Here is a 19,751-nt window from a genome sequence, read left to right as displayed (position 1 = left end):
GAGAAGCAAATAAATCCATCCTAATGCTTGGCTTTTCAGAAGAACTAAAAATAGCGATAATTTTAGAACTATTTGCCTTCATCAATATTAGGCCATGTTGATAACGTTCGGAAACTGTGACATATGAGCCAGGCTTTCGCGGTTAGGGCAAATTATCTCAGTTAGGCATCATAAGGATAGTCGTGATTAGTTTAGAAGAATACATTAGCGTGGGCTCGAGGCGCACACGAGTAGTCGTCACGGGTGCGGGTAACCCGGTTGTCTTCGAAGCAGGTGCCGGCGAGTGGAGTGCGCACTGGTCGTTGGTAACAGCAGCCATTGGCAATCGATTTCAATGCATTGCTTATGATAGAGCAGGTCTTGGGCTGAGCGAACCTGCTTCAGGTAGTCGGTCAGCAGCGGTGCTTGCTGAGGAATTAATCCAGGTTCTTGATGAATTAAAGATTGGCAAACCGGCTATATTGGTCGCGCACTCTTTCGGAGCGTCGGTGAGCAGACTCGCAGTGAACATGGCGCCTGAGCGGTTTTGTGGAATCGTTTTTGTCGATGGATGGCACGAATCGTTCGATGTATGGGAACGGCAAAATATTTCGAATTTGGCATCAAATAGCAGCAAATTGATTAATCTAGCTGAAAGGTTTGGTATCTTTCGTACAATCAATCGATTGTGGAATTTGGTGTCCCCACCTGTATGCCCTTGGCCACTCCCCGCGGAAATCTGGGCTTCTATATTGGCAATCTCGAACAGTGCTAAATTTGCAGCAACGACCAGTAGCGAGGCAAGTGCGTATGAGATGGGTGATATCGAGGTTGCTGCCGTAACAAACCTTAAAGTTCCAGTTGTTAACTTGGTTGCTAGTCGGACGATTTCACCTGAACAGGTGCCTCCTGATTATCCAGTTGACGCTCACAATCTTGCTTGGTGTATATCTAGTTCGAAGTTGTCCAACCTTTCGTCCAACTCTGTAACCAAAATTCTGGATGATACTGACCATATGGTTCAACTCGCTTGTCCGCAAGAAGTCGTGAAAGCAATTGTCCAACTTGAGCGAATGATTCAAAAGCATAGAGTGGTAGGCCATACCTAACAAAATGCAAAAGCATGACCCAAAATGCCGTACTTTTGGTACTCAACGAAGTATCATCTTCTTTACAGTGGGGCCGGCTCGATACTTTCTTCGTATGTTATGAGGAATCTGAATATGATTAAGAGAGGCCTTGGTAATCCCCCCGGAAATTAACAGGGGTCAAAAGTAGAGTTTTCTCGTAACCTATACGCAGGAGATTCTGCTATGAAAAAATCACGTTTTACCGACAGCCAGATCCTGGCCATTCTGAAACAAGCTGAAGCGGGCACGCCAGTACCAGAGCTGTGTCGGGAGCACGGCATGAGTAATGCCACATTCTATAAGTGGCGCGCCAAGTATGGCGGTATGGACGCATCGCTGATGGCTCGCCTCAAAGAACTTGAAGACGAAAACCGTCGCTTGAAAAAGATGTATGCCGAAGAACGCCTCATGTCTGAGATCCGCAAGGAAGCGCTTGAGGGAAAGTTATAAAGCCATCTCATCGCCGAGAGATGGCGCGTGCAGCAATTCAGCAACATGGCTTGACGATTCGAGAGGCGTGCAGGGCTCTGGGCATCAGTGAAACCTGTTTCCGTTATCAAGCCAAGTTATCGACTGAAAACGCCGAGATCGCTGACTGGCTCATTAGGTTGACCCATAACCAGAAGAACTGGGGCTTTGGTCTGTGCTTTCTGTTCCTGCGCAATGTGAAAGGCTATGGCTGGAACCACAAGCGTGTGTATCGGATCTACAGGGAGTTGGAGCTTAACCTGCGCATCAAACCGAAGAAACGGATCGTTCGAGAGAAGCCAGAGGCCCTAGCTGTGCCCGAGGCCATCAATCAGTGCTGGTCAATGGACTTTATGCATGATCAGCTCGAAGACGGCCGTACTTATCGCCTGTTCAATGTGCTGGATGATTTTAATCGCAAGGGGCTGACCATTGAAGTGGATTTGTCTTTGCCAGCTGAACGGGTTACAAGGGCACTGGACCAAGTGATTGAATGGCGAGGTAAGCCACGAGTGTGGCGTTGCGATAATGGTCCGGAATACATCAGTGGCACCTTGGCTATTTGGGCAGAAAAGCGAGGTATCCACCTGAGCTTTATCCAGCCGGGTAAACCACAGCAAAATGCCTATATCGAGCGCTACAATCGAACCGTACGTTATGACTGGCTGGGGCAATATCTGTTCGAGAGCATTGCGCAGGTTCAAGACCATGCCACACGATGGTTATGGACGTACAACAATGAGCGGCCTAATATGGCGCTCGGCGGCATAACTCCAAAAATGAAATTGGAGCGTGCTGCCTAATCCTCTACTTTTAACTCAGTTTAAAAATGGGGGGATTACCAGATCTTTTAGATTTGCCCCCACCAGAAAGCTAATTGCAGACTTAATTACCTTCTACACAAAAAATTCGCACTACAATGGTGGAAGAAATTCAGTTCCCTGATCTCTGATATTGTCACATCGTCTCACAATAAAACCTAAGCACTTAGGAAATGAAACCAATTCACTAACACCCTGATTTAATCCACTTGTAGCTTAACGATTTTTTGGCTCGAAGGCGTAACCTCTGTCCAACCCCACCCATGTATCAACCGCAAAGTTCACATACAGAGGATATGCTAATCCGTTGTCTTGAATTGCAGTCATGAGAATAGATGCGCATTTCCAAACATTTCCACTGCTGCTAGCATAGAGTTGACATTTCTGGATCTGCTCTATCTTGAAGTCGAAGTTGATACTTTCCGATTTTGGGTTCGAACTTACTTTCATATCTTCCGCTGGGATATAGAAAGCGTCCACTCTGTTTCGTCGAAAATCATCATTATTTGGGTGATCAAGAAAAATGTAAGCAGACTCAACTTTGCCGTCAATTAAACAACTCAATTCAAGATAGATTCTGCTATCAGTACCTGCCGTTTCATTACTTTCCGTACCGACAGTTATGTGAATACCTGAAATCGCTTCCGAGCCTTGAGGATCAATTTGCGCAGATCTTAACGTTTCCGAGATATTAACACTGTTACCCGCGCCATTTTTGGGCTTACGAAGGACAGTAGGATTATCTATCATGTATCCTAGGCACGACCAGTTCCCGTCTATATCCAATCCAAGCGCAACCATTGTATCGGGCTGCCAAGTATCTGGAGAATTATTTTTAAGGCTCAACTCTGCAGACATACTCCCGTAACCAAAGGCGTTCTGTTGCCCCTGACTTACCACTCGAATGATGTATGAGTTATTGGTAGCGAACGGTGAGTCTTCCCCTATTCGATTAATCATTTGCTTATCATAAGGGATACCTTCTCCCCAGGATGGATCAGATCCATTTGTCAATATAAACTCAACATCTTCACGATGACTGGTTCCTGCTGCTGTATGTGAAATAAAATACACTTCTTTGAGAAACTGCCCCTGTATTCCGATAGATTGATATTGTTGTTTAAGAAATGCATTCTTTATCTCAAGTTTTCGTTGAGATGTCGCTGCAAAATCCCAAATTGGCATTAAACCACCCGGAGCAATTTGAACCATAGAGGGATTCTTGTCTAAACTTTCAATCCAACTATTAAGCTTCTCCGGGCTTTCAATAGCAAGCTCCGTCGGCTGTAAACTTGAGTCACCACCATGGGTAACACATTTCACATCGCTTGATTGGTTTATTTTCTTGATTGCATTACTGTTGGTTGTCGATGAGTGACCGCTAAAGCCTTTATACGCAGCATGAATGTCGATATTAAACTCTGACATACTGTCGAAGTTAGCCTGTTCTGTGCTGATAAAAAATTCAGTTTTCCCACCAACCGTAAAGCTGGTAAGAAGATAAGCACCGTACTTGTCCAAAAGCTTTGTTGGATCAAGCGCTTCAATATCCTTATTAAACTCATCAGTCAGATAGTCACGGAATCCAGACTCCAGCGAGACAAGTGCTTTTTCCCAGTAAGCATTCATGTAAGCAAAGTAACTTGTCGTGCTCTCGGTAGTTTCCTTACTGTAGTTTGTTTTAATCGACCCTTGGAAGAACACACCGTCATAACTAATTTGATTCTTTGTTTTAAAGTTACTGGCAAAAGATTCGAAGGTACTACCAGAGGATGTGATGCAATTCAAAGTGTTATTAGATTGAACAGACCAACAGTGCTCAAGATTTTCAAAAATAGATTTGCGATCGATTTGAACGTGACTTACGTCACAGCTTTCGCCATGTGCTAAGTCGTACGCGCGTCCTAACAAAGGTCCAAATTCTTTTTTCAACGACTCCATAGCATCATCGAGTAAGATCTGATTCGAACGATTCGCTGTCATGAATGCCTTCCTTCTAGTAACTGCTCAATAGAGCTGGGAGGCTTAATATAGATCCTCAAAATGAACCACTTCCTTCTTCTTACATTTATTGTGATGGTCTTCTAAAAAATGAGCCAATATTGTTTGTGTATCTGTTTGAAATTGACAAACAGCCAAAGTCAAACTACTCGCTAACCTCGTTCCTTTGGCTTCAAGGCATTCATGTGAGGTGACTATGAAAGGAGGTCTCTTTTCCCGATTCAATACCGATCTATTAGTGCAAACTTCTCCAAACCGACGAACAGCTGCTCAGGACCCTTTGACATAAAGATTCTGTCTGCTGCTCTTTTAGAATGCTGTATATACTGAAAAAGAATTGATTAATATGAACCCTAATGGGTTAGCTGAATTAAACAGAGTTGCCCTAGTGTCCTGAGTCGGGAGTTCGTATAGTTTCTGAGCTTATGGGCATCACTGGTTCAAGGCGCACTTAGTGGAGAAAATCGAGATCTTTTCAAGAAGAGCAACGCCGTAATGGTGTTTTCCATTAGCTCCCTTCGTGTGCGACATTCAAGCTCTCTAGCCTCGTTCTGTCTCTTGTCAATGGAATAACCATTGAATGCGAGGCACACCTAGCTGTAGAACTTGAATGACACGCTGAATACATGCGAACTTCTGACTCAGGACACTAGGTGAGACTTTCTATTCAAGCGAGAGATTGCAGATAGGCAATACCCCAGATTTAAGGCTATTAACTGAGTGTCTTTGTAGACCGCTTCAGCAAGCAAAAGATAATCAGGTATAAATTCGGATTTCTTATCAATGTCACTTTAATCGCCAAACACCTTAATTACATTGCCTGGACCGGCAGGGGCATCTCCCTCACAGCCAATTCGTTCGGTACTGACCACAAAATTATCATAGTACCGAGCCTGATTCTGGGCTGGGCTGTCGGTTGAGTAGTTTTCCAGAAATATAGCGTTAAGCCCATAGCCTGTATAACTGCTACGCCAGTTCAATTGTGATCGCTGTGCTTCCAACGTGCCATCCACCCACAAGTCGAACACACCGTCGCCTTGGCCTGGCGTGTTCAGCTTAACGTGACTCTCGACACACACCCAGCGCTCTCGATAAGTTTCTGAAAAAACGGCGGAGGTGCCATCGTCCAGCCCCAACCAACGAAGATTACTGAAATCGTTATATCGGGTTGTGATTGGAACTGAACTGGATAAATCTGCGCCTACTCCTGACGCTGGATCGATCGAAAATGTCAGGTTATTTTCACTTCCCCACCACACGTGACCGATCATGGCTTGTGACCAGTTTGCCCCAGAGAAAATGATAATCCGACTGGTTTTTTCGGCGCCCCCCACCCAGCGACTGTCAATCATAGTGTAGAAACGCCAGTAGATTTCTTCAAAGTCGGTATCTGTGTATCGTTTTGGCGACACGGGCGTCCGCCCAAAACTCAGCTTTATACCACCAAACTCTGATGCATCTGTGGTCCATTCGCTGCGTAAGGCGCGTTCGCCGCCGAATGCGGACATACCGGAAATGGTTAACCGGCCATCGGCACGGTTTAAGTCAAAATAGCTTTCTTCAAGCTGAGCGTTGTCTTCGAAGTCATCACACCAAATCCAATTCGGGTGCTTGTTCTGCCAGTCGGTGCACTCTAAGGAAGCAGCCTGCGCATTAACGGCCATTAACATGCTGACCACTGCTACAGAACACTTAAAAGCACGAAGCGCAATGGAGGGTTTCTCACTACTCATGATAATAACCACCGTATATGAAGCATAATTTGCCTTCTCTAAAATCTATGACTGGACTAACAAATCGCGAATTGCAGGGTAGTCTTGATAGAAATAACTGTCGACCTTGGTGTATTGATTCTGTGATCCTATTCAAGCGCAAAAAGCAAAAAAAAACCGAACGACATCATTTATTAACATACTTCAACGTCTGCTTCGACTCGAACGAGAACGCTTTTCCGGTAACCGGGTCTGCAAATTCCAACCGGTGTGCTAACAGTTGCAAGGGCTCTTCAAAGTTATCGTCCTGCGGAGGGAACACAGTCGGGTACCAAAGATCATTCACAATCCCCGCGCCGAGATGCGCCATATGGCAGCGCAGTTGGTGCTGTTTTCCCGTGAGGGGCTCTAAACGATAGTAAGAATACGCCCCCCATTGTTCTAATAGAGTAACCTGCGTCTGTGAGTTCGGCTCTCCTTCTATAACGGACATAAATGGATTGTGATCATTTAACTTCAGTCGCAGATCTATCGTAAAACGTTCCGCCAAATCTTGCCGGGTATGACAAACCGCCAGGTACGTTTTCTTGGTTTGGCGTTGTTCAAAAAGCTGTTGATAAGGACGACGTAGTTCCGCTCGCTTGGTGAATAGTAAAACACCGGCTGTTGCACGATCCAATCGGTGTGCTGCGGTAATATCTAGGTTATTGGTGGCTGCCCTCAGCCGGATTAACGCAGTTTCATGCAAAGACCGCCCCACCGGTGCAGTCGCCAGAAAATGAGGCTTATCCACCACTATGATATTGTCATCTTCATGCAGGATTGACATATCAAACGGCACCGGTGTTTCATCCTGTACTTCGCGGTAATACCAAACCCGTTGCCCACTTTTTATAATGGACTCTGGTTGCAACGCCTCACCTGAGTCCAGAAAAAAACCACCTTGTCTGATTTTAGCAAGCAGTTTTTCCGGTGATAATTTATGAAAACGCTGCAGAAGATAATCGTCCACCCGCGTCACACCCACTTGCGTGGGCACTACAAAAAAACTGGGGGTCACACCGTTACGGTGTTGAAGTGCGTGAGAGATATGCAGTGGACGTTTCATGAATAGTCTGTGGCAACCTGATGAATGTTTTATTTGGCGTTTTGTTTTAACCAGGCGACGGCACCTTGCCCGCTGATCAAGCCACTGGCGAAACACGCTGTCAACAGGTAGCCTCCTGTCGGTGCTTCCCAGTCGAGCATTTCACCCGCGCAAAAAGTGCCTGGCATTTTGTTCAGCATTAACTCTTTCGTCAGCTCGTCAAAAGCGATACCACCGTCGGTGCTGATGGCTTCATCAATCGGGCGAATCGCGGTCAGGCTTAGCGGCAGCTGTTTAAGCAACCTTGGAAGATTACCGATATCGTGCATGGTTTCTTTTGTGGTCAATGCTTTTAACAGCGCCATTTTAACGGGTGAAAGTTTTAACCGTTTGCGCAAAAGGTTGCTGACGGATTCACCTTTACGGGCCTGCTTCAGCAATGACAGAATTTGATCATGGGTTTTATCCGGCAGTAAATCCCAGTGAACAACGCATTCGTTTTTTTGTTCCAACGTGTCGCGAATCATCGCAGATGCGGCGTAAACCAAACTGCCTTCTATACCGTAGTTGGATATGACGGCGTCGCCTTTCTTGCGCCAAACATCTCCGTTTGCCGTTGGCACGCAAAGCGCAACCGATTTCAACGGGGTACCGGCGAACCCCTGCTTAATGTCCGGTGACCAGACACATTCAAAACCACTGTTGCTGGCACGAAATGGGACGCAGTGAATCCCCTGATCGCAAAACGTGGTTAGCCATTGCCCTGTCGAACCCAGCTTCGCCCAACTGCCGCCACCTAACGCAAAAATCACCACATCCGCACGATAGCAGCACACGTTTTCACCCTGTTCAAATAGCAGTATTCCAGGTTCCTGCCAGCCAACCCAGCGTTGACGGGTGTGCAGCCGAGCCCCCTTCTCTTTAAGACGCTTTAACCAAGCTCGCAACAACGGCGCCGCTTTTTTTTCATTGGGGAACACTCTTCCGGAGCTGCCGACAAAGGTTTCTACACCCAACTCTCGTGCCCATTGCCTCAAATTGTTGGCATCAAACGCATCCAGCCAAGCCTCGATCTGCGCCTGCTTGGTACCATACCGGGTAATGAAGTCGGCCTTGGGTTCGGCATGAGTCAGGTTCAAGCCGCCAATGCCTGCGCGCAATAATTTACGGCCTGCCGTGGGCATGGCGTCGAAAATATCAACCTCAATACCCGCATGGGTCAATTGTTCTGCTGCCATCAGGCCAGCAGGGCCCGCACCGATCACGATGGCGGTCAGGTGTGTCGTTTGCGGCATGGGTTAAAATTACCTTGGCTGAAAGAGTCGGAAAAATAGCGCGCAAGAATACCATTTTCGATGGATTTTGTCGTCAGCCCCCAATGGGTAGGGTAGGGTCATGCATTCGCAACAGGGCCGGAGGCTGTGGCTGTGGCTGTGGCTGTGGCTGTGGCTGTGGCTGTGGCTGTGGCTGTGGCTGTCATCTGATTTCAATGGTTCCAGACCAAGTTTGGCAAACATAATGCCTGCTCGCATCTCCTGCATTACACTTCGAACGACGTGTTGGCGATCGTCCCAGTTTTCTTTCGATCTGCTCAGCACGATGCAATGTATGTTTAAGGGCACGGTATAGATCGCAAACGGTTCATCGGCCTAGGTGCTGCCCTGAAGTCTCCAGACCACTCTAAAACAGTTAAGAAGTATCTGTTTAACACTTGCATTCATCTACGTTCATCCTGTGCGTCACTTTTGAGTATTCGCCGAGCTTACCGTGCGCTACTTGATCCTACTTCTTCTTCTGAGAGTTACGCTTTAACTGTGCTGAATTGTGTTTAAAAAAGGACCGACAAGGAGCATGGCATGCTCGCGTATCATGTAGAACGAACCATTCTTATTGAAAAACCCATTAACGAAGTCAACCGTTACATAGCGAATTTTGACAACAGGCAACACTGGCCGCTACTACGGAGGCATTGCACGACAGAACAAAACAGCTGAACTACCCACCATTATTCCGCAAGATTTTCAGACCATTGCCGACGGGCTTAACAGCAATAACATTGAGTCCGCCGGGCCTCCGCTTACACTGTACTACGACATGGATATTCACACCACGGTGAACACCTTGCACAATGGTATTCTGGTTGTCTCACCTGTCGACGTAGCGGCGCTGTTTGTGTGTGAGCAGTTACTCACGGATCCGGTGTACAAGATCAAGCATACCGGTGATTATATGTTTATGGCCAACGCCTGGGCCTTTGCCATGTTCTTTGCCCGAAACTATAAAGTGAAACTGAAAAAGAAACCGGCGGGCTATGAAAACTACGTCAGTGACCCGACCACGACCGATGCAAAAGATCTGGTCACTGAAGTGGTGTTGCTTACCAAGTAAATCAACACAATGAAAACAGCAGAAATTGGACTCAGTTCGCTTCAGATACGAGTGTTTTGAGTCTGCCTTTCACTGTGTCTATGTCGCAAGTTCTGGAGTCCAGTGAACGGTCGCCAAGATAATGCGCTTGCCCTGCCTGACCACTGCGGCGCCCGGTAAACGCTATGCTGACTTCCAGCCACGAAGTGATACAGCGAATGGTAAAATCGGAATTGCGACTAAAGGTTGTTTTCTCAATTAACGATATGGGCTCTGAACCAACTTCAATTGCCCTGCCGGGTTGTAAGGCGGTGCCCTCGAACTCGTCAGGATTCACTACCTGAAAGGCATACAGCAGGTGGTTAAAAGGCTCAATGCCTTGACCGGGAACGACGGCCCCGTCGACAGACAGGGTCACACCTGTGACATCAACAATTTCATCGCTGATGTTTTTCACCTCAATGCGCATGTATTGGTCGAGCTTGTAGTTTTTTTGAATGGACAGGGCGGCGGGTTGATAGTCCGGCTCTAACCCTAAAACATCGAAATACGTTCCCAGAACTAATGCAACAACAACGAACCCCGCTGCGGCAAACCATTTGTTATCCATTCAGAACACTCTAGTTACTTTATGAGCGTCATTCTGGTCGTATCGGTTTTACATTGTCAACCGAACGACCGAATCCAACAAGTAAATGTGCCGCAGACAACCGGTTATGTCACTTCGACGCAGAACGACGCATAAACACGGACAACCCAATGCCACTCAGAGCGATGACCAAAAGCACCGCGAAACTCACACTGAAGCTGCTTTGTACAGAAACGCCAAGCCCGGACACCAACCAGAACTGCAACGCAGCCAAGGTATTTACCCCCAGCGCCGCACCCAGGTTACGAAACAGTTGAATAGCGCTGGTCATCACCCCCATACGCGCGTGACCGGCCGCATTTTGCGCTTGCAGTAATGACGCTGTCGCCACAAAACCAATACCAAGACCAATACAGAACTGCGCCAACATGTACCACGCCAACGCGGAACCCGTTGACGTGAGACTCAACACAAACGCGCCTGTAGCCAATAACGCAAACCCCATGACACAACAGACGCGCGCACCCCAATTGCCTGCTTTCAAGCCGCAAACTGTTGCGCCAACTGTCCAACCTAACGACGCCATCACCACCGTGAGACCCGCGGCCAACACCGAACGACCCACGACATCGACCAGATACAGCGGCAACAATGTCATCGCCGCGTACACCACCAAACTGGCCAACACGGTGGCAACACCGGCTACGCTCAACCGAGAGCTGAAAAATTCGTAGGCCAGGAAACTGGTCAGCGTTTTTCGGCGCATCAAAAACCCCAATGCGCCGTAGCTGCCAACCATTGCAACGGTTAAACCGACAAACCAACGACTGTTTAATTGCAAAGCACCGGCCATCACCAGCAACAGCGCCGACAAAGTGCCAACCGCGAACGTTACAAACCCCAATGCGTCGAACCGTTGCGTGTGCGGCGAAACAGCAGTTTTTGGGTAAAGCAGCGCCAATAACACCAGAAATGTAGCCCCTAATGGCAAGTTCAGTAAAAACGCCCAGCGCCAACTAAAATAAGCATGGAATAACGCCCCTAACATAGGACCACTGACGGCCGCCAAACCCCACATGGCACTGAGCACGCCCTGCATCTTGCCGCGTTCTTCGTTCGAATAAAGCTTACCGACCATGACATAGGCCAACACGATAATGCCGCCCGCACCAACGCCCTGAAGCACTCGTGCTGCAATCAGCGCCTGCATCGATGTTGCAACCGCCACCAGCAACGAAGACCCCATAAACGCCAGTAAAGCCGCCAGCATCGTGCGCTTCTCCCCAACCCGATCCGCCAACAACCCCATTAATGGAATCGATAACACCGAACTGAACAGGAAACCTGAAATCAACCAAGGGTACAGCTCAGGCTGCGCAAACTCGGCTTTTAACACAGGCACAAGCGTGCCCATAACGGTGGCGTCCATGGCGGCCAGAAACAACACCAGCATAACGGCACTGGTGACCCAAATTCGGTGCCTGGTTGGCAAGGCAGGCAACGCGTCTGAGTCGGTACTGCCCGGCTTTGACAGGCTATTAAGGTTACTGACGGTATCGTCAGTCGGAAGATGGGTGGCCGTGGTCATTACTCACCTCCATGAAAACGGGACAGGCCCTGGCCTGAGTTACAAACATGCATATCAACTCCTTTGCGTTTCAAGAACGGCTCTGTTTTTTGGTGTGTTGGTGCGTAACGTTTACAGCGTCGCTTCTGCAACAGGCAGGAGTATCGCTCAAAATATATCTTTAAATAAAGATACTTTATGTAAAGTTATTATGAAAAAGATAGTTTAACTGGAAGACAGAGCTCAAACCTACGCGTTGAATGGCACAATAAAACGCGCCACAACGCAGACGACGAGCGGATTCTCGGTATAATGGCCGCAGATTTCACACCGCAGGCACGCCACAGGATGTACGACCGAGCAGACAAATTGCTGGAGCAATGGACCCGGGAAAAGCCCGAACTGGAACATCTGGACACCGCCGCCCTGATCGGGCGCTTCGCCTTGATAGGCGCGCATCTGGACAAACACATTCAGGCGCACCATAAAACCGCCGGTTTGGCTAAGGGTGAGTTTGACGTTCTCGCCAGTCTGCGCCGCGCAGGCAGCCCCTTTGTGCTCTCACCGACGGAACTCTACAAAACCGTCATGCTGACCTCGGGCGCGATGACCAACCGCTTGGACCGCTTGGAAAACAAAGGGCTTATCGCTCGCATTCGCCATGAGTCCGACCGGCGCAGTACGCTCGTCCAACTCACCCCGGAAGGCGTCGCGTTAATCGACACCCTGTTGCAATCTCATCTCGATTGCGAACACGAACTGATCCACGCCCTAAACGAAGAAGAACGGCAACAACTGGATGCGCTATTGAAAAAGTGGCTGGCGCAATTCGAAGCACCGAGTAGCAGCTCCCAAGACTGAGCAACGAGCAGGCATGGTTTGGCAAGGTGCAAGCCTGACAAGATTGCAGTATCTTGATCGTTGGAGACGCCGTAAAAGCACCGCAAACCCAACACAAGGACCTGCCCATGAAAGCCTATCAAGACATACCCATCGACCCATGGCATCAGCGCTTATTGCACACCCTTGAATTTGTGTCAGATGCGCCCGCGTTCTTTGCCAAGCAAATGCGCAAACATGGCGACACCTATCGCTGCATGATTCTGGGCAAAGAGTATGTTCGAGCACACGGGCCCGACGTTGTGCAGCTTATTTTTAAAAACAGCGACGACGCCATTCAAACCGGTGTAGGCTGGCAACCGGTACTGAATAACTTTTTTCCGAACGGTTTGTTGCTAAAAGACGGTAAGAACCACATAACCCATCGCCGCATAATGCAGCACGCTTTCAACAAACCCGCCATGCTCAGCTATTTCGACCAAATACAGGTGTGGGCGAATGCCGTTACAGATGATTTGCGCAACGGTCAAGAGATAGACTTCTTCCCATACATCAAAGAACGCACCCTCGACCTCGCGCTTTCCATGTTTTTAGGGCTCGATTACAAAGCGGAATTTGGCCAACAGATTGCCAAAGCCTTCAGCGATTGTGTGGCCGGCACCCTGGGTCTGGTTCGCATACCTGCGTTTAACACCACGTACCACGAAGGCATAAAAGGGCGGCAAACCCTGGTGAACGCCTTTACTCAATTGGTGCAGCAACGCCGAACGGAACCGAAGGACGACCTGATCAGTTTTATGATTACCGCCAAAGATGAAGACGGTTCTGAATTCTCTGACGAACAGATTGTTGACCACCTCATCTTCACTATGATGGCCGCGCACGACACCACCGCCAGTTCCATTTCGTCGCTCATCTATCAGGTCACCAAAGCGCCCCAGTGGCAAACCGAACTGCAACAAGACGCGGACGCCGCGACCGACCTGCAATACGACAGTTTGAATCAACTGGAGCGCACTGAGCAGATATTCAAAGAAACCTTGCGGCTGAACCCACCGTTGGTCAGCATCCCTCGTTACCTGTCAAAAGACATTGAATTGAGCGGCTATGCCATACCCGCAGGCACGCGCACTGGCGTGAATATTTATGACACGCACCGCGACCCGGATTACTGGCAGAACCCAGAGCAGTTTGACCCGGACCGCTTTGCCCGCAAAGAAGACAAAAAACACCCATATATGTTTGTCCCCTTTGGCGGCGGCGTGCACAAATGCATTGGCATGCACCTCTCGCTCATGGAAGCGAAAATACTGTTACGTGCCATATTCCGACAACTCAGTGTGGAACGAACAGAACCCGAAAAAGACATCGCCGTGGCGACGGTGCCGATCTGGCACCCGAAAGTGCCCATGCGGGTTCGGTTTAAAACAAGACAAGCCTGAGCTAAGTCTTTACCACAACCGAGGGGAGCACCCGGCCCTGTGAAAACGGAAAGCCGACCTTTAACGAGCGTTGATAAAAGGGCGGCTTTTTGAATAAGCATCTCAGAAGGTTACTGTGGTTCCGAGCAACAGAGTTACGTGTTTAAATGCTGAACGACGTCGATTCGAACACCCACTGGATCTTCCAATATAAAATGTAACTGACCCCATACCTCTTCTTTCAATTCCATCACAATAGTCAAATTCATCCTTTGCGCTTCAGCGTATGCCAATGCAGCATCTTTAACCTCCAATGATAAAACGTAACCATTGGAAGACATAAGCGATTGGAGAAACTCAGGTTGGCTCGCATGTTCTGGCACCAAAAAGCCGAGCTGGACCCCGCTACTTGGCGATACTAGGTGCAGGTAGAAGCTAGCGTCAAAGAATACCGCATTAAACCCAAATACGGACTCATAAAACGCCTTAACGGCCTCTAGATTAGCCGTAACCATGACAGGGAACATCGCATCTATTTCAATCATGTTATCCACTCCTTAATTTGTCGAATAAGCGAGTGGCAGTATGCGTCACCCTTCAGGCTTGGGATTGTATAAAACGGACATTTTCACAAACTGACTTGGCGTTAAACCAGACAAGCGCTTAAATTCACGAATAAAGTGAGGCTGATCGTAGTAGTGTTCTAACCATGCGTTGTGAGGCTGCGGTGTATACAACGCTTTCAGCACATGCTGAAAGCGACACACTCTGGCGAAGTCTTTTGGCATCATCCCGAGGTGCTCTTTGGCTAACCTTCTGAGCTGGCGAGAAGACACGCCGAACTCGACACACTGGCGATCGGACAGGTCGAGGTTCGTCCCTAAATTTTTGCAACAGTATCGGATATAGCGCGCCAGGCGGGGGTCAACATCCGGAAGCTTAATTCTTGCAAGCAGCACCGCAGTAATGGCAGTACAGCGTTCGCTAAAGCTCCTGGCTTTTTCCATGGACTCAAATACGTGATACACAAGATCGGCTGGTAATAGATCCACCGCGAGCACACTATCCAGGGCGCCCCACTCGCCTAACGGAGTATGGATCAACCCTTTATGGCCGAGAACTCGAAATCGTATACCGTAAAAAGACACCGGGCCATTTAATTGGAACAGATTGGAAGAAAGAAAAGGTGGGATAAGAAAATTATCGTTAAAGTTTCGGAGGTTGATTATCCAATCAACACAATTGTCCGGCACACTATGATACAAAAACTGACCATGAGGAACATCGAGCTGCCAAAAGGACTGAACCCAACGATTCAATGGCGGCGGTGCGGGAAACGTCTCGTACAAACCCGCGCCAGCTACTTCACCCTGTATCGGGTTGTAATCTATGTCTAATAACATGATGTTTTATTAGCTATACCTTTTGCAAACAAATGCGTATCCAAATACGGAATTCACCTGCTTATCAAAGTAGGCCTTACCGAATTGGGACCTATTTCAACATTAAAACGATTGGATTCACAACGCCCAATGCAGCAGTGCCGCTCACGGCGACCTGCTGACGTGAATTTCACTATTTTAACTACCGTTGAACCAAACTGAACCAGTTACCCGAGTTGTCCACACCCATCGCTTCAACACCGTAAAGCTGCTCTGTGGGTGGTTGGATAAACTTAACGCCCTTCGCCACCAACTCCTCGTATGTTTTTTGGCAATTTTCAGTTTCGAAAACGCCCGCGCCAAAAGCGCCTTCTTCAATTAAACCCCGTATTTTCTCGGCAGAGTCTTTGGAGAACATCGGTCCCTCTTTTGGCTCTGCCAAGACCAACTGTAGCTGTGGTTTCGATTTTGGATGTACTGTTAGCCAGCGAAAATCACCCTCCACCTTCATGTCATCACCGACTTCGAAACCCAGTTTATTCTTATAAAAATCGAGCGCTTCGTCCTGATTCAGTACATATATGGTGGCATGCGCTATGGATGTAATCATCTGTGTATTCCCTGTTGTGAGTTCTGTTCTATTTTATACAAAGAATAGAAGGAGCATTTCTCCAATATTGCTCATTTCGTCAATTTCCCCAAAAAACGGTAGGCAAAGCATGCCGGTATGGCTTGCGCGGGAAAACGGTATAACTCAGTCGACATAGCCCAAAGCTTACGGCGGTATAGCGTAGGTGCCATCCCCACCTGCTTTAAAAACAATGAAGAGAAGCTGCCCAGGCTTATATAACCCACTTTTTCGCAGACTTCCGAGACACTGTAATTTTCTGTAATAAGCATGCCCTTTGCTTTTTCGATTCTTAACCGCATCAAGAACTCATTGGGCGTTTCTCCATAGGTATCCTTAAAAACGCGCAAAAAATGATACGGCGACATACATGAGTAACTGGCGATATCGGGTAGGTTGAGCGGAGCTTGGTAGTTATCCGCAATATAGTCCCTGCCAGCATTTAACTTTCTGATTCTGTTGTTCATCGCCATACCATTACATTCTTGATTCAGTTAAAAATAACGGGGGAGAATCCATTTAGCGTTAGGACTCAACGTCCACATGTTGCGGCGAGTTTACGGCCCCAAAGCTCTCTTACGATACAGGAAATATTGGTTTAAACATCAACCGACTATAAAGCGTTTCAACATAGTCAACCCAATACACAATTCTTACCGGTTTTTTGTTATTTAAATAGAATTATAGATACGCATCTGTACAGTAGTTTTCAACACAGAACTGATAGCTATTGATTCAGTATAAAAATTTTCTAGGGCGACCAAATAGTAGCACTAATTCCTCAAGGCGACCTCCAATTCAACCCCAACATTTCTGCCTCAATTCAAAACGCAATCAAGATCAAAAAATGTGTTGCTCCTCTAGGGAAATTAGAAGCCCATTGTCATCTACAATCCAATAATCTATATGTGAATGGTCTTAGACACCCAAGTACTTAATTGCACTAGGGTTCACCTATTTCAATATTTCGCTTACTCCGGTTGTTATAAATATATCTCGTACGGATAATTGCGAAACCAAAACCCTACCAGACTCATTTTCCACTGAGAATTCAGGTATAACAAGCAACCAAAATGCAATAGTGTTGTTTTTCATTTCTTAGTCATTATCGACCGCTACAACTGCACGTTTGCAACGTAGCAGAACACCAGTTCGAAAACATGCGTTCGTTATTTGTCTTAGAGGCACGAATTGTGAAATGATTCTCTAGAGTCACTACACTTGATTTGACTAAGTCGCATCGGCTCACTCAGTATTGAATTATGTTTGAACTCAAACAATATTGCTAGATCCTGAGAAATGAGTGATTCTACGATCGAACATTCTGCTGGAACGCATGAGAATTCTTTTTCACCATATAGTTCATATACCCCTGTAGTTTTGTTAACAACTACCCCAGACGAAAATCTTCCTGCAGACATATCAAACGCAGTCTCGCTATGTTCCGAAACCTCATCTACTATTTCAACTAACGAATATATAACTGATGACGCATCTTGTGGTGGACTTTCTAAATTAGATAGCTTTACCCTTAACTTATAACTATAGCCCCACTTATAATTAAAACCCTCTATTTGATCGTAAAAAAGACTCCAGTCATCATCTGAGCTTAACTTAGTCCGCAGACAGAGAAGTACCATCTCACCTTCACATTCTGACTTGTAGTGGTCTATATATAATTCTTGGTCATAGTCCTTATCAGATTCATAGTTACAAGCTGTCAAACCGATAATTAACGCCAGTAGTAATTTTTTCATAAAAATAGCACCCGATTTGGAGCCGCGAGACGGAGGAAAGTCGGTCGCTGAGAAGCGGTTTCCAAGCCTCGCCAACATTGCTTCGTCAACTCTCATATAATCCGAGGAACACCTTTTTTTCTATCACTAGCTGCTTCACCAATGACCATTAGTTCAAGCAGATAGATAAACTTACTCGCTAACTCGTTGTTTCCCGCGGCCTCTAGGGAATTAGAGGCATCTAGAATTGCCTTAATCACTTGTTTAGAAATGGCACTATTATTATTAATGGATTCAGATTTCGCTTCTAAGAAAGCCAGCAAGGCACCAAACGAATCAGTATCTAGTGACTGCTGCTTCAACCACTTACCTATAGATCTATCAGTCAAATCTTCGAGTTCAGTGTCGAAATGGTTCGAATTACGCATTTGCATCCTTAAGAGTTAACGTAGAGCTTAGCGACGCTCGGTAGTAACTCAAATGCCATCTGCGAAAGGGGCAATTTAGGGCTGTGTTATTACAGTGCATTATTAATTTTTTGCTTAAAGAGTTCGTTTGCCTTTGTCGTGTATAGGTCAGGCTGCCAATTTTCACCACCTAACTCTTCGGAGCTTACATACCCCAAAAATCCACTATCATCGTCTAAACAAAGACTATCACTAACCTTGATAAATGGTGCGCCTGTTCGAACCAGTAAACCTGATACCTGGAGTTTTCTTGCGCTAAAATAAAATCTAAAACCGGGCTTATAAGAGCAAGTACAATTTCCTATCTCTTTAATCTGATTCGATTGAGATACCCTCTCGGGCCAAGGGCTTTCAAACGCACCCAAATTAATGTGATCAAGATAGTCCTTGGGCTCTCCATTTATTGTATAGCCTAACTGAGTATCAGTTAACCAGCCTTCATTAATTAGCTTTAGCTGGCTTTTTAACGTTCCTTCTTCGAGAATCCGTATGCCATTTTCGATTGAAGTAGAGTGTACACAAATATCGGGTTCGTAATTTCGAAGGCCACTCACGGTCTCGGTCTTGAAAGGCAGTAAAGGATTACTTTGGGAACATAGGCCATCTTCATCAAGTATTACAGGTAAGCGGAAGTGACTGTTTTCATATCTAATGAAGTCTTCAATTCGCTTTAAAACAGATTCGTTAAAAAAATTCACTTCATAAGTAAAGAATCCGTGTTTTAAAGAACCACTATTTATAAAGCCTGATCGGTTAATCTCAAACACAGTAACAACACTGGCTTTTCGTTGGGCAAATAATTCAAGATCCGACAACGAAGTAAAATATTTAAATTCATGTCTGGAGGCTTGGCTATTTGACACGTTTTGCCCCCAGAAAACTCTGTATTTATCGAGTTTACGCAATTCGTTTATGGTAGTTATCTCCGCAACTTCGTTATGCTTGGCGAGATGGATCAGATCTTCACCACCCAAAGAAACTGCCATATGAGCGCCATACGGATCGGATGTGCTGTTAAACAACAATAAATCTAGGGGCTTTAAGTCACCTTCTACTTTGATTGTATATTTACGATCTTCCCATATATTACTCGATCTAAGATTTGGTGCTTGCACACCATTAACAGCTAACAGTTCATAAGAAAATACTTGGCAATTTGCTCCCTTAGAAAAGTTTGACTGATCCTCAACTCCAGGGAACCGGTCATAATTGTATTTTACGTTATGAAATTTCTCTGGGATGTAAATACTCATGAGGTTCCTTGAAATTAACGCCATTATTTTGCGTTGAATTTACGAGTCCGAAGCCCACTTGCGAAGCAAGGCTTTTGGGCTTGCGTAACAATTATTTGTTAAATGCAGAATGCCACAGATTTAAGAGAGAAACAGGGACAAGCTGGAAAACTAGATTTATTGGTAACAAATAAAGAATCGACTCTATAACCTGACCCTCAGTATCTTCGCTCGGGAAATTAAACTCAATCAAAACAGATATTAAACCAACAACGAGCCCAATCACGGCTAAATCGAATTTATCAATCCAGATCTTCAATCTTA

18 protein-coding genes are annotated in these 19,751 nt (G+C 46.6%); 5 read left to right on the top strand and 13 right to left on the bottom strand.

Annotation, left to right across the window (positions count from 1 at the left end):
• Positions 1-182 precede the first annotated feature (182 nt).
• Positions 183-1,088 (top strand): alpha/beta fold hydrolase, encoded by a 906-nt coding sequence (locus IYN85_RS23175; RefSeq protein WP_196161342.1) that lies wholly within the window; start codon positions 183-185, stop codon positions 1,086-1,088.
• Positions 1,089-1,292: 204 nt separating this feature from the next.
• Positions 1,293-2,380 (top strand): IS3 family transposase gene (locus IYN85_RS23170; protein ID WP_230390932.1). Its coding sequence is split into 2 segments (ribosomal slippage): positions 1,293-1,548 and positions 1,548-2,380, totalling 1,089 coding nucleotides; the frame shifts between segments, so codons are not numbered across the junction.
• 234 nt (positions 2,381-2,614) lie between these two features.
• On the opposite strand, the gene IYN85_RS23165 is transcribed toward IYN85_RS23170, so the two are convergent.
• The 4 genes from IYN85_RS23165 to IYN85_RS23150 form a co-directional block, all read right to left on the bottom strand.
• Positions 2,615-4,381 (bottom strand): MAC/perforin domain-containing protein, encoded by a 1,767-nt coding sequence (locus tag IYN85_RS23165; protein ID WP_196161341.1) that lies wholly within the window; start codon positions 4,379-4,381, stop codon positions 2,615-2,617.
• Positions 4,382-5,190: 809 nt separating this feature from the next.
• Entirely contained in the window at positions 5,191-6,132 is a 942-nt protein-coding gene (locus IYN85_RS23160) for a hypothetical protein (RefSeq protein WP_196161340.1), read from the bottom strand.
• A gap of 166 nt (positions 6,133-6,298) precedes the next feature.
• Complete coding sequence (locus IYN85_RS23155; RefSeq protein ID WP_196161339.1) at positions 6,299-7,219, bottom strand: pseudouridine synthase; 921 nt, start codon at positions 7,217-7,219, stop codon at positions 6,299-6,301.
• A 29-nt stretch (positions 7,220-7,248) separates the two neighbouring features.
• On the bottom strand, positions 7,249-8,493 hold the full coding sequence (locus IYN85_RS23150; protein WP_196161338.1) for a TIGR03862 family flavoprotein: 1,245 nt from the start codon (positions 8,491-8,493) through the stop codon (positions 7,249-7,251).
• Between the two features lie 637 nt (positions 8,494-9,130).
• On the opposite strand from IYN85_RS23150, the gene IYN85_RS23145 reads away from it, so the two are divergent.
• Positions 9,131-9,586, top strand: coding sequence for a hypothetical protein (locus tag IYN85_RS23145; protein ID WP_196161337.1), 456 nt, complete (start codon positions 9,131-9,133; stop codon positions 9,584-9,586).
• A 31-nt stretch (positions 9,587-9,617) separates the two neighbouring features.
• On the opposite strand, the gene IYN85_RS23140 is transcribed toward IYN85_RS23145, so the two are convergent.
• On the bottom strand, positions 9,618-10,175 hold the full coding sequence (locus IYN85_RS23140; protein ID WP_196161336.1) for a hypothetical protein: 558 nt from the start codon (positions 10,173-10,175) through the stop codon (positions 9,618-9,620).
• A 109-nt stretch (positions 10,176-10,284) separates the two neighbouring features.
• A complete protein-coding gene (locus IYN85_RS23135; RefSeq protein ID WP_196161335.1) occupies positions 10,285-11,742 on the bottom strand; it encodes an MFS transporter in 1,458 nt (485 codons plus the stop codon).
• Between the two features lie 291 nt (positions 11,743-12,033).
• On the opposite strand from IYN85_RS23135, the gene IYN85_RS23130 reads away from it, so the two are divergent.
• Together IYN85_RS23130 and IYN85_RS23125 are read left to right on the top strand one after the other, a co-directional pair.
• A complete protein-coding gene (locus IYN85_RS23130; protein WP_230390931.1) occupies positions 12,034-12,582 on the top strand; it encodes a MarR family winged helix-turn-helix transcriptional regulator in 549 nt (182 codons plus the stop codon).
• 107 nt (positions 12,583-12,689) lie between these two features.
• Positions 12,690-14,003: a cytochrome P450 gene (locus IYN85_RS23125; RefSeq protein ID WP_196161334.1), complete on the top strand. Its 1,314-nt coding sequence runs from the start codon at positions 12,690-12,692 to the stop codon at positions 14,001-14,003.
• 134 nt (positions 14,004-14,137) lie between these two features.
• On the opposite strand, the gene IYN85_RS23120 is transcribed toward IYN85_RS23125, so the two are convergent.
• From IYN85_RS23120 to IYN85_RS23090, 7 genes are all read right to left on the bottom strand, one after another.
• Complete coding sequence (locus IYN85_RS23120) at positions 14,138-14,527, bottom strand: VOC family protein (RefSeq protein ID WP_196161333.1); 390 nt, start codon at positions 14,525-14,527, stop codon at positions 14,138-14,140.
• A gap of 45 nt (positions 14,528-14,572) precedes the next feature.
• Positions 14,573-15,385, bottom strand: coding sequence for a helix-turn-helix domain-containing protein (locus IYN85_RS23115; RefSeq protein WP_196161332.1), 813 nt, complete (start codon positions 15,383-15,385; stop codon positions 14,573-14,575).
• Positions 15,386-15,566: 181 nt separating this feature from the next.
• Entirely contained in the window at positions 15,567-15,974 is a 408-nt protein-coding gene (locus IYN85_RS23110) for a VOC family protein (RefSeq protein WP_196161331.1), read from the bottom strand.
• 71 nt (positions 15,975-16,045) lie between these two features.
• Positions 16,046-16,465, bottom strand: coding sequence for a helix-turn-helix domain-containing protein (locus IYN85_RS23105; RefSeq protein ID WP_196161330.1), 420 nt, complete (start codon positions 16,463-16,465; stop codon positions 16,046-16,048).
• A 705-nt stretch (positions 16,466-17,170) separates the two neighbouring features.
• Entirely contained in the window at positions 17,171-17,749 is a 579-nt protein-coding gene (locus tag IYN85_RS23100) for a DUF4377 domain-containing protein (RefSeq protein WP_196161329.1), read from the bottom strand.
• A 92-nt stretch (positions 17,750-17,841) separates the two neighbouring features.
• A complete protein-coding gene (locus IYN85_RS23095; protein ID WP_196161328.1) occupies positions 17,842-18,156 on the bottom strand; it encodes a hypothetical protein in 315 nt (104 codons plus the stop codon).
• Positions 18,157-18,245: 89 nt separating this feature from the next.
• Complete coding sequence (locus IYN85_RS23090; protein ID WP_196161327.1) at positions 18,246-19,448, bottom strand: hypothetical protein; 1,203 nt, start codon at positions 19,446-19,448, stop codon at positions 18,246-18,248.
• Between the last annotated feature and the right edge of the window lie 303 nt (positions 19,449-19,751).

The organism is Reinekea sp. G2M2-21 (genome assembly GCF_015687175.1).
Taxonomy (GTDB): Bacteria; Pseudomonadota; Gammaproteobacteria; order Pseudomonadales; family Natronospirillaceae; genus Reinekea.
Note: the sequence above shows the minus strand (reverse complement) of the source record. Positions and strands in the feature narration are given on the sequence as shown.

What these genes read in the sequence shown, in the direction of transcription:
- IYN85_RS23165 (WP_196161341.1), bottom strand. Translation starts at nt 4,381, where the DNA reads ATGACAGCGAATCGTTCGAATCAGATCTTACTCGATGATGCTATGGAG.
- IYN85_RS23160 (WP_196161340.1), bottom strand. Translation starts at nt 6,132, where the DNA reads ATGAGTAGTGAGAAACCCTCCATTGCGCTTCGTGCTTTTAAGTGTTCT.
- IYN85_RS23155 (WP_196161339.1), bottom strand. Translation starts at nt 7,219, where the DNA reads ATGAAACGTCCACTGCATATCTCTCACGCACTTCAACACCGTAACGGT.
- IYN85_RS23150 (WP_196161338.1), bottom strand. Translation starts at nt 8,493, where the DNA reads ATGCCGCAAACGACACACCTGACCGCCATCGTGATCGGTGCGGGCCCT.
- IYN85_RS23140 (WP_196161336.1), bottom strand. Translation starts at nt 10,175, where the DNA reads ATGGATAACAAATGGTTTGCCGCAGCGGGGTTCGTTGTTGTTGCATTA.
- IYN85_RS23135 (WP_196161335.1), bottom strand. Translation starts at nt 11,742, where the DNA reads ATGACCACGGCCACCCATCTTCCGACTGACGATACCGTCAGTAACCTT.
- IYN85_RS23130 (WP_230390931.1), top strand. Translation starts at nt 12,034, where the DNA reads ATGGCCGCAGATTTCACACCGCAGGCACGCCACAGGATGTACGACCGA.
- IYN85_RS23125 (WP_196161334.1), top strand. Translation starts at nt 12,690, where the DNA reads ATGAAAGCCTATCAAGACATACCCATCGACCCATGGCATCAGCGCTTA.
- IYN85_RS23120 (WP_196161333.1), bottom strand. Translation starts at nt 14,527, where the DNA reads ATGATTGAAATAGATGCGATGTTCCCTGTCATGGTTACGGCTAATCTA.
- IYN85_RS23115 (WP_196161332.1), bottom strand. Translation starts at nt 15,385, where the DNA reads ATGTTATTAGACATAGATTACAACCCGATACAGGGTGAAGTAGCTGGC.
- IYN85_RS23110 (WP_196161331.1), bottom strand. Translation starts at nt 15,974, where the DNA reads ATGATTACATCCATAGCGCATGCCACCATATATGTACTGAATCAGGAC.
- IYN85_RS23105 (WP_196161330.1), bottom strand. Translation starts at nt 16,465, where the DNA reads ATGGCGATGAACAACAGAATCAGAAAGTTAAATGCTGGCAGGGACTAT.
- IYN85_RS23100 (WP_196161329.1), bottom strand. Translation starts at nt 17,749, where the DNA reads ATGAAAAAATTACTACTGGCGTTAATTATCGGTTTGACAGCTTGTAAC.
- IYN85_RS23095 (WP_196161328.1), bottom strand. Translation starts at nt 18,156, where the DNA reads ATGCGTAATTCGAACCATTTCGACACTGAACTCGAAGATTTGACTGAT.
- IYN85_RS23090 (WP_196161327.1), bottom strand. Translation starts at nt 19,448, where the DNA reads ATGAGTATTTACATCCCAGAGAAATTTCATAACGTAAAATACAATTAT.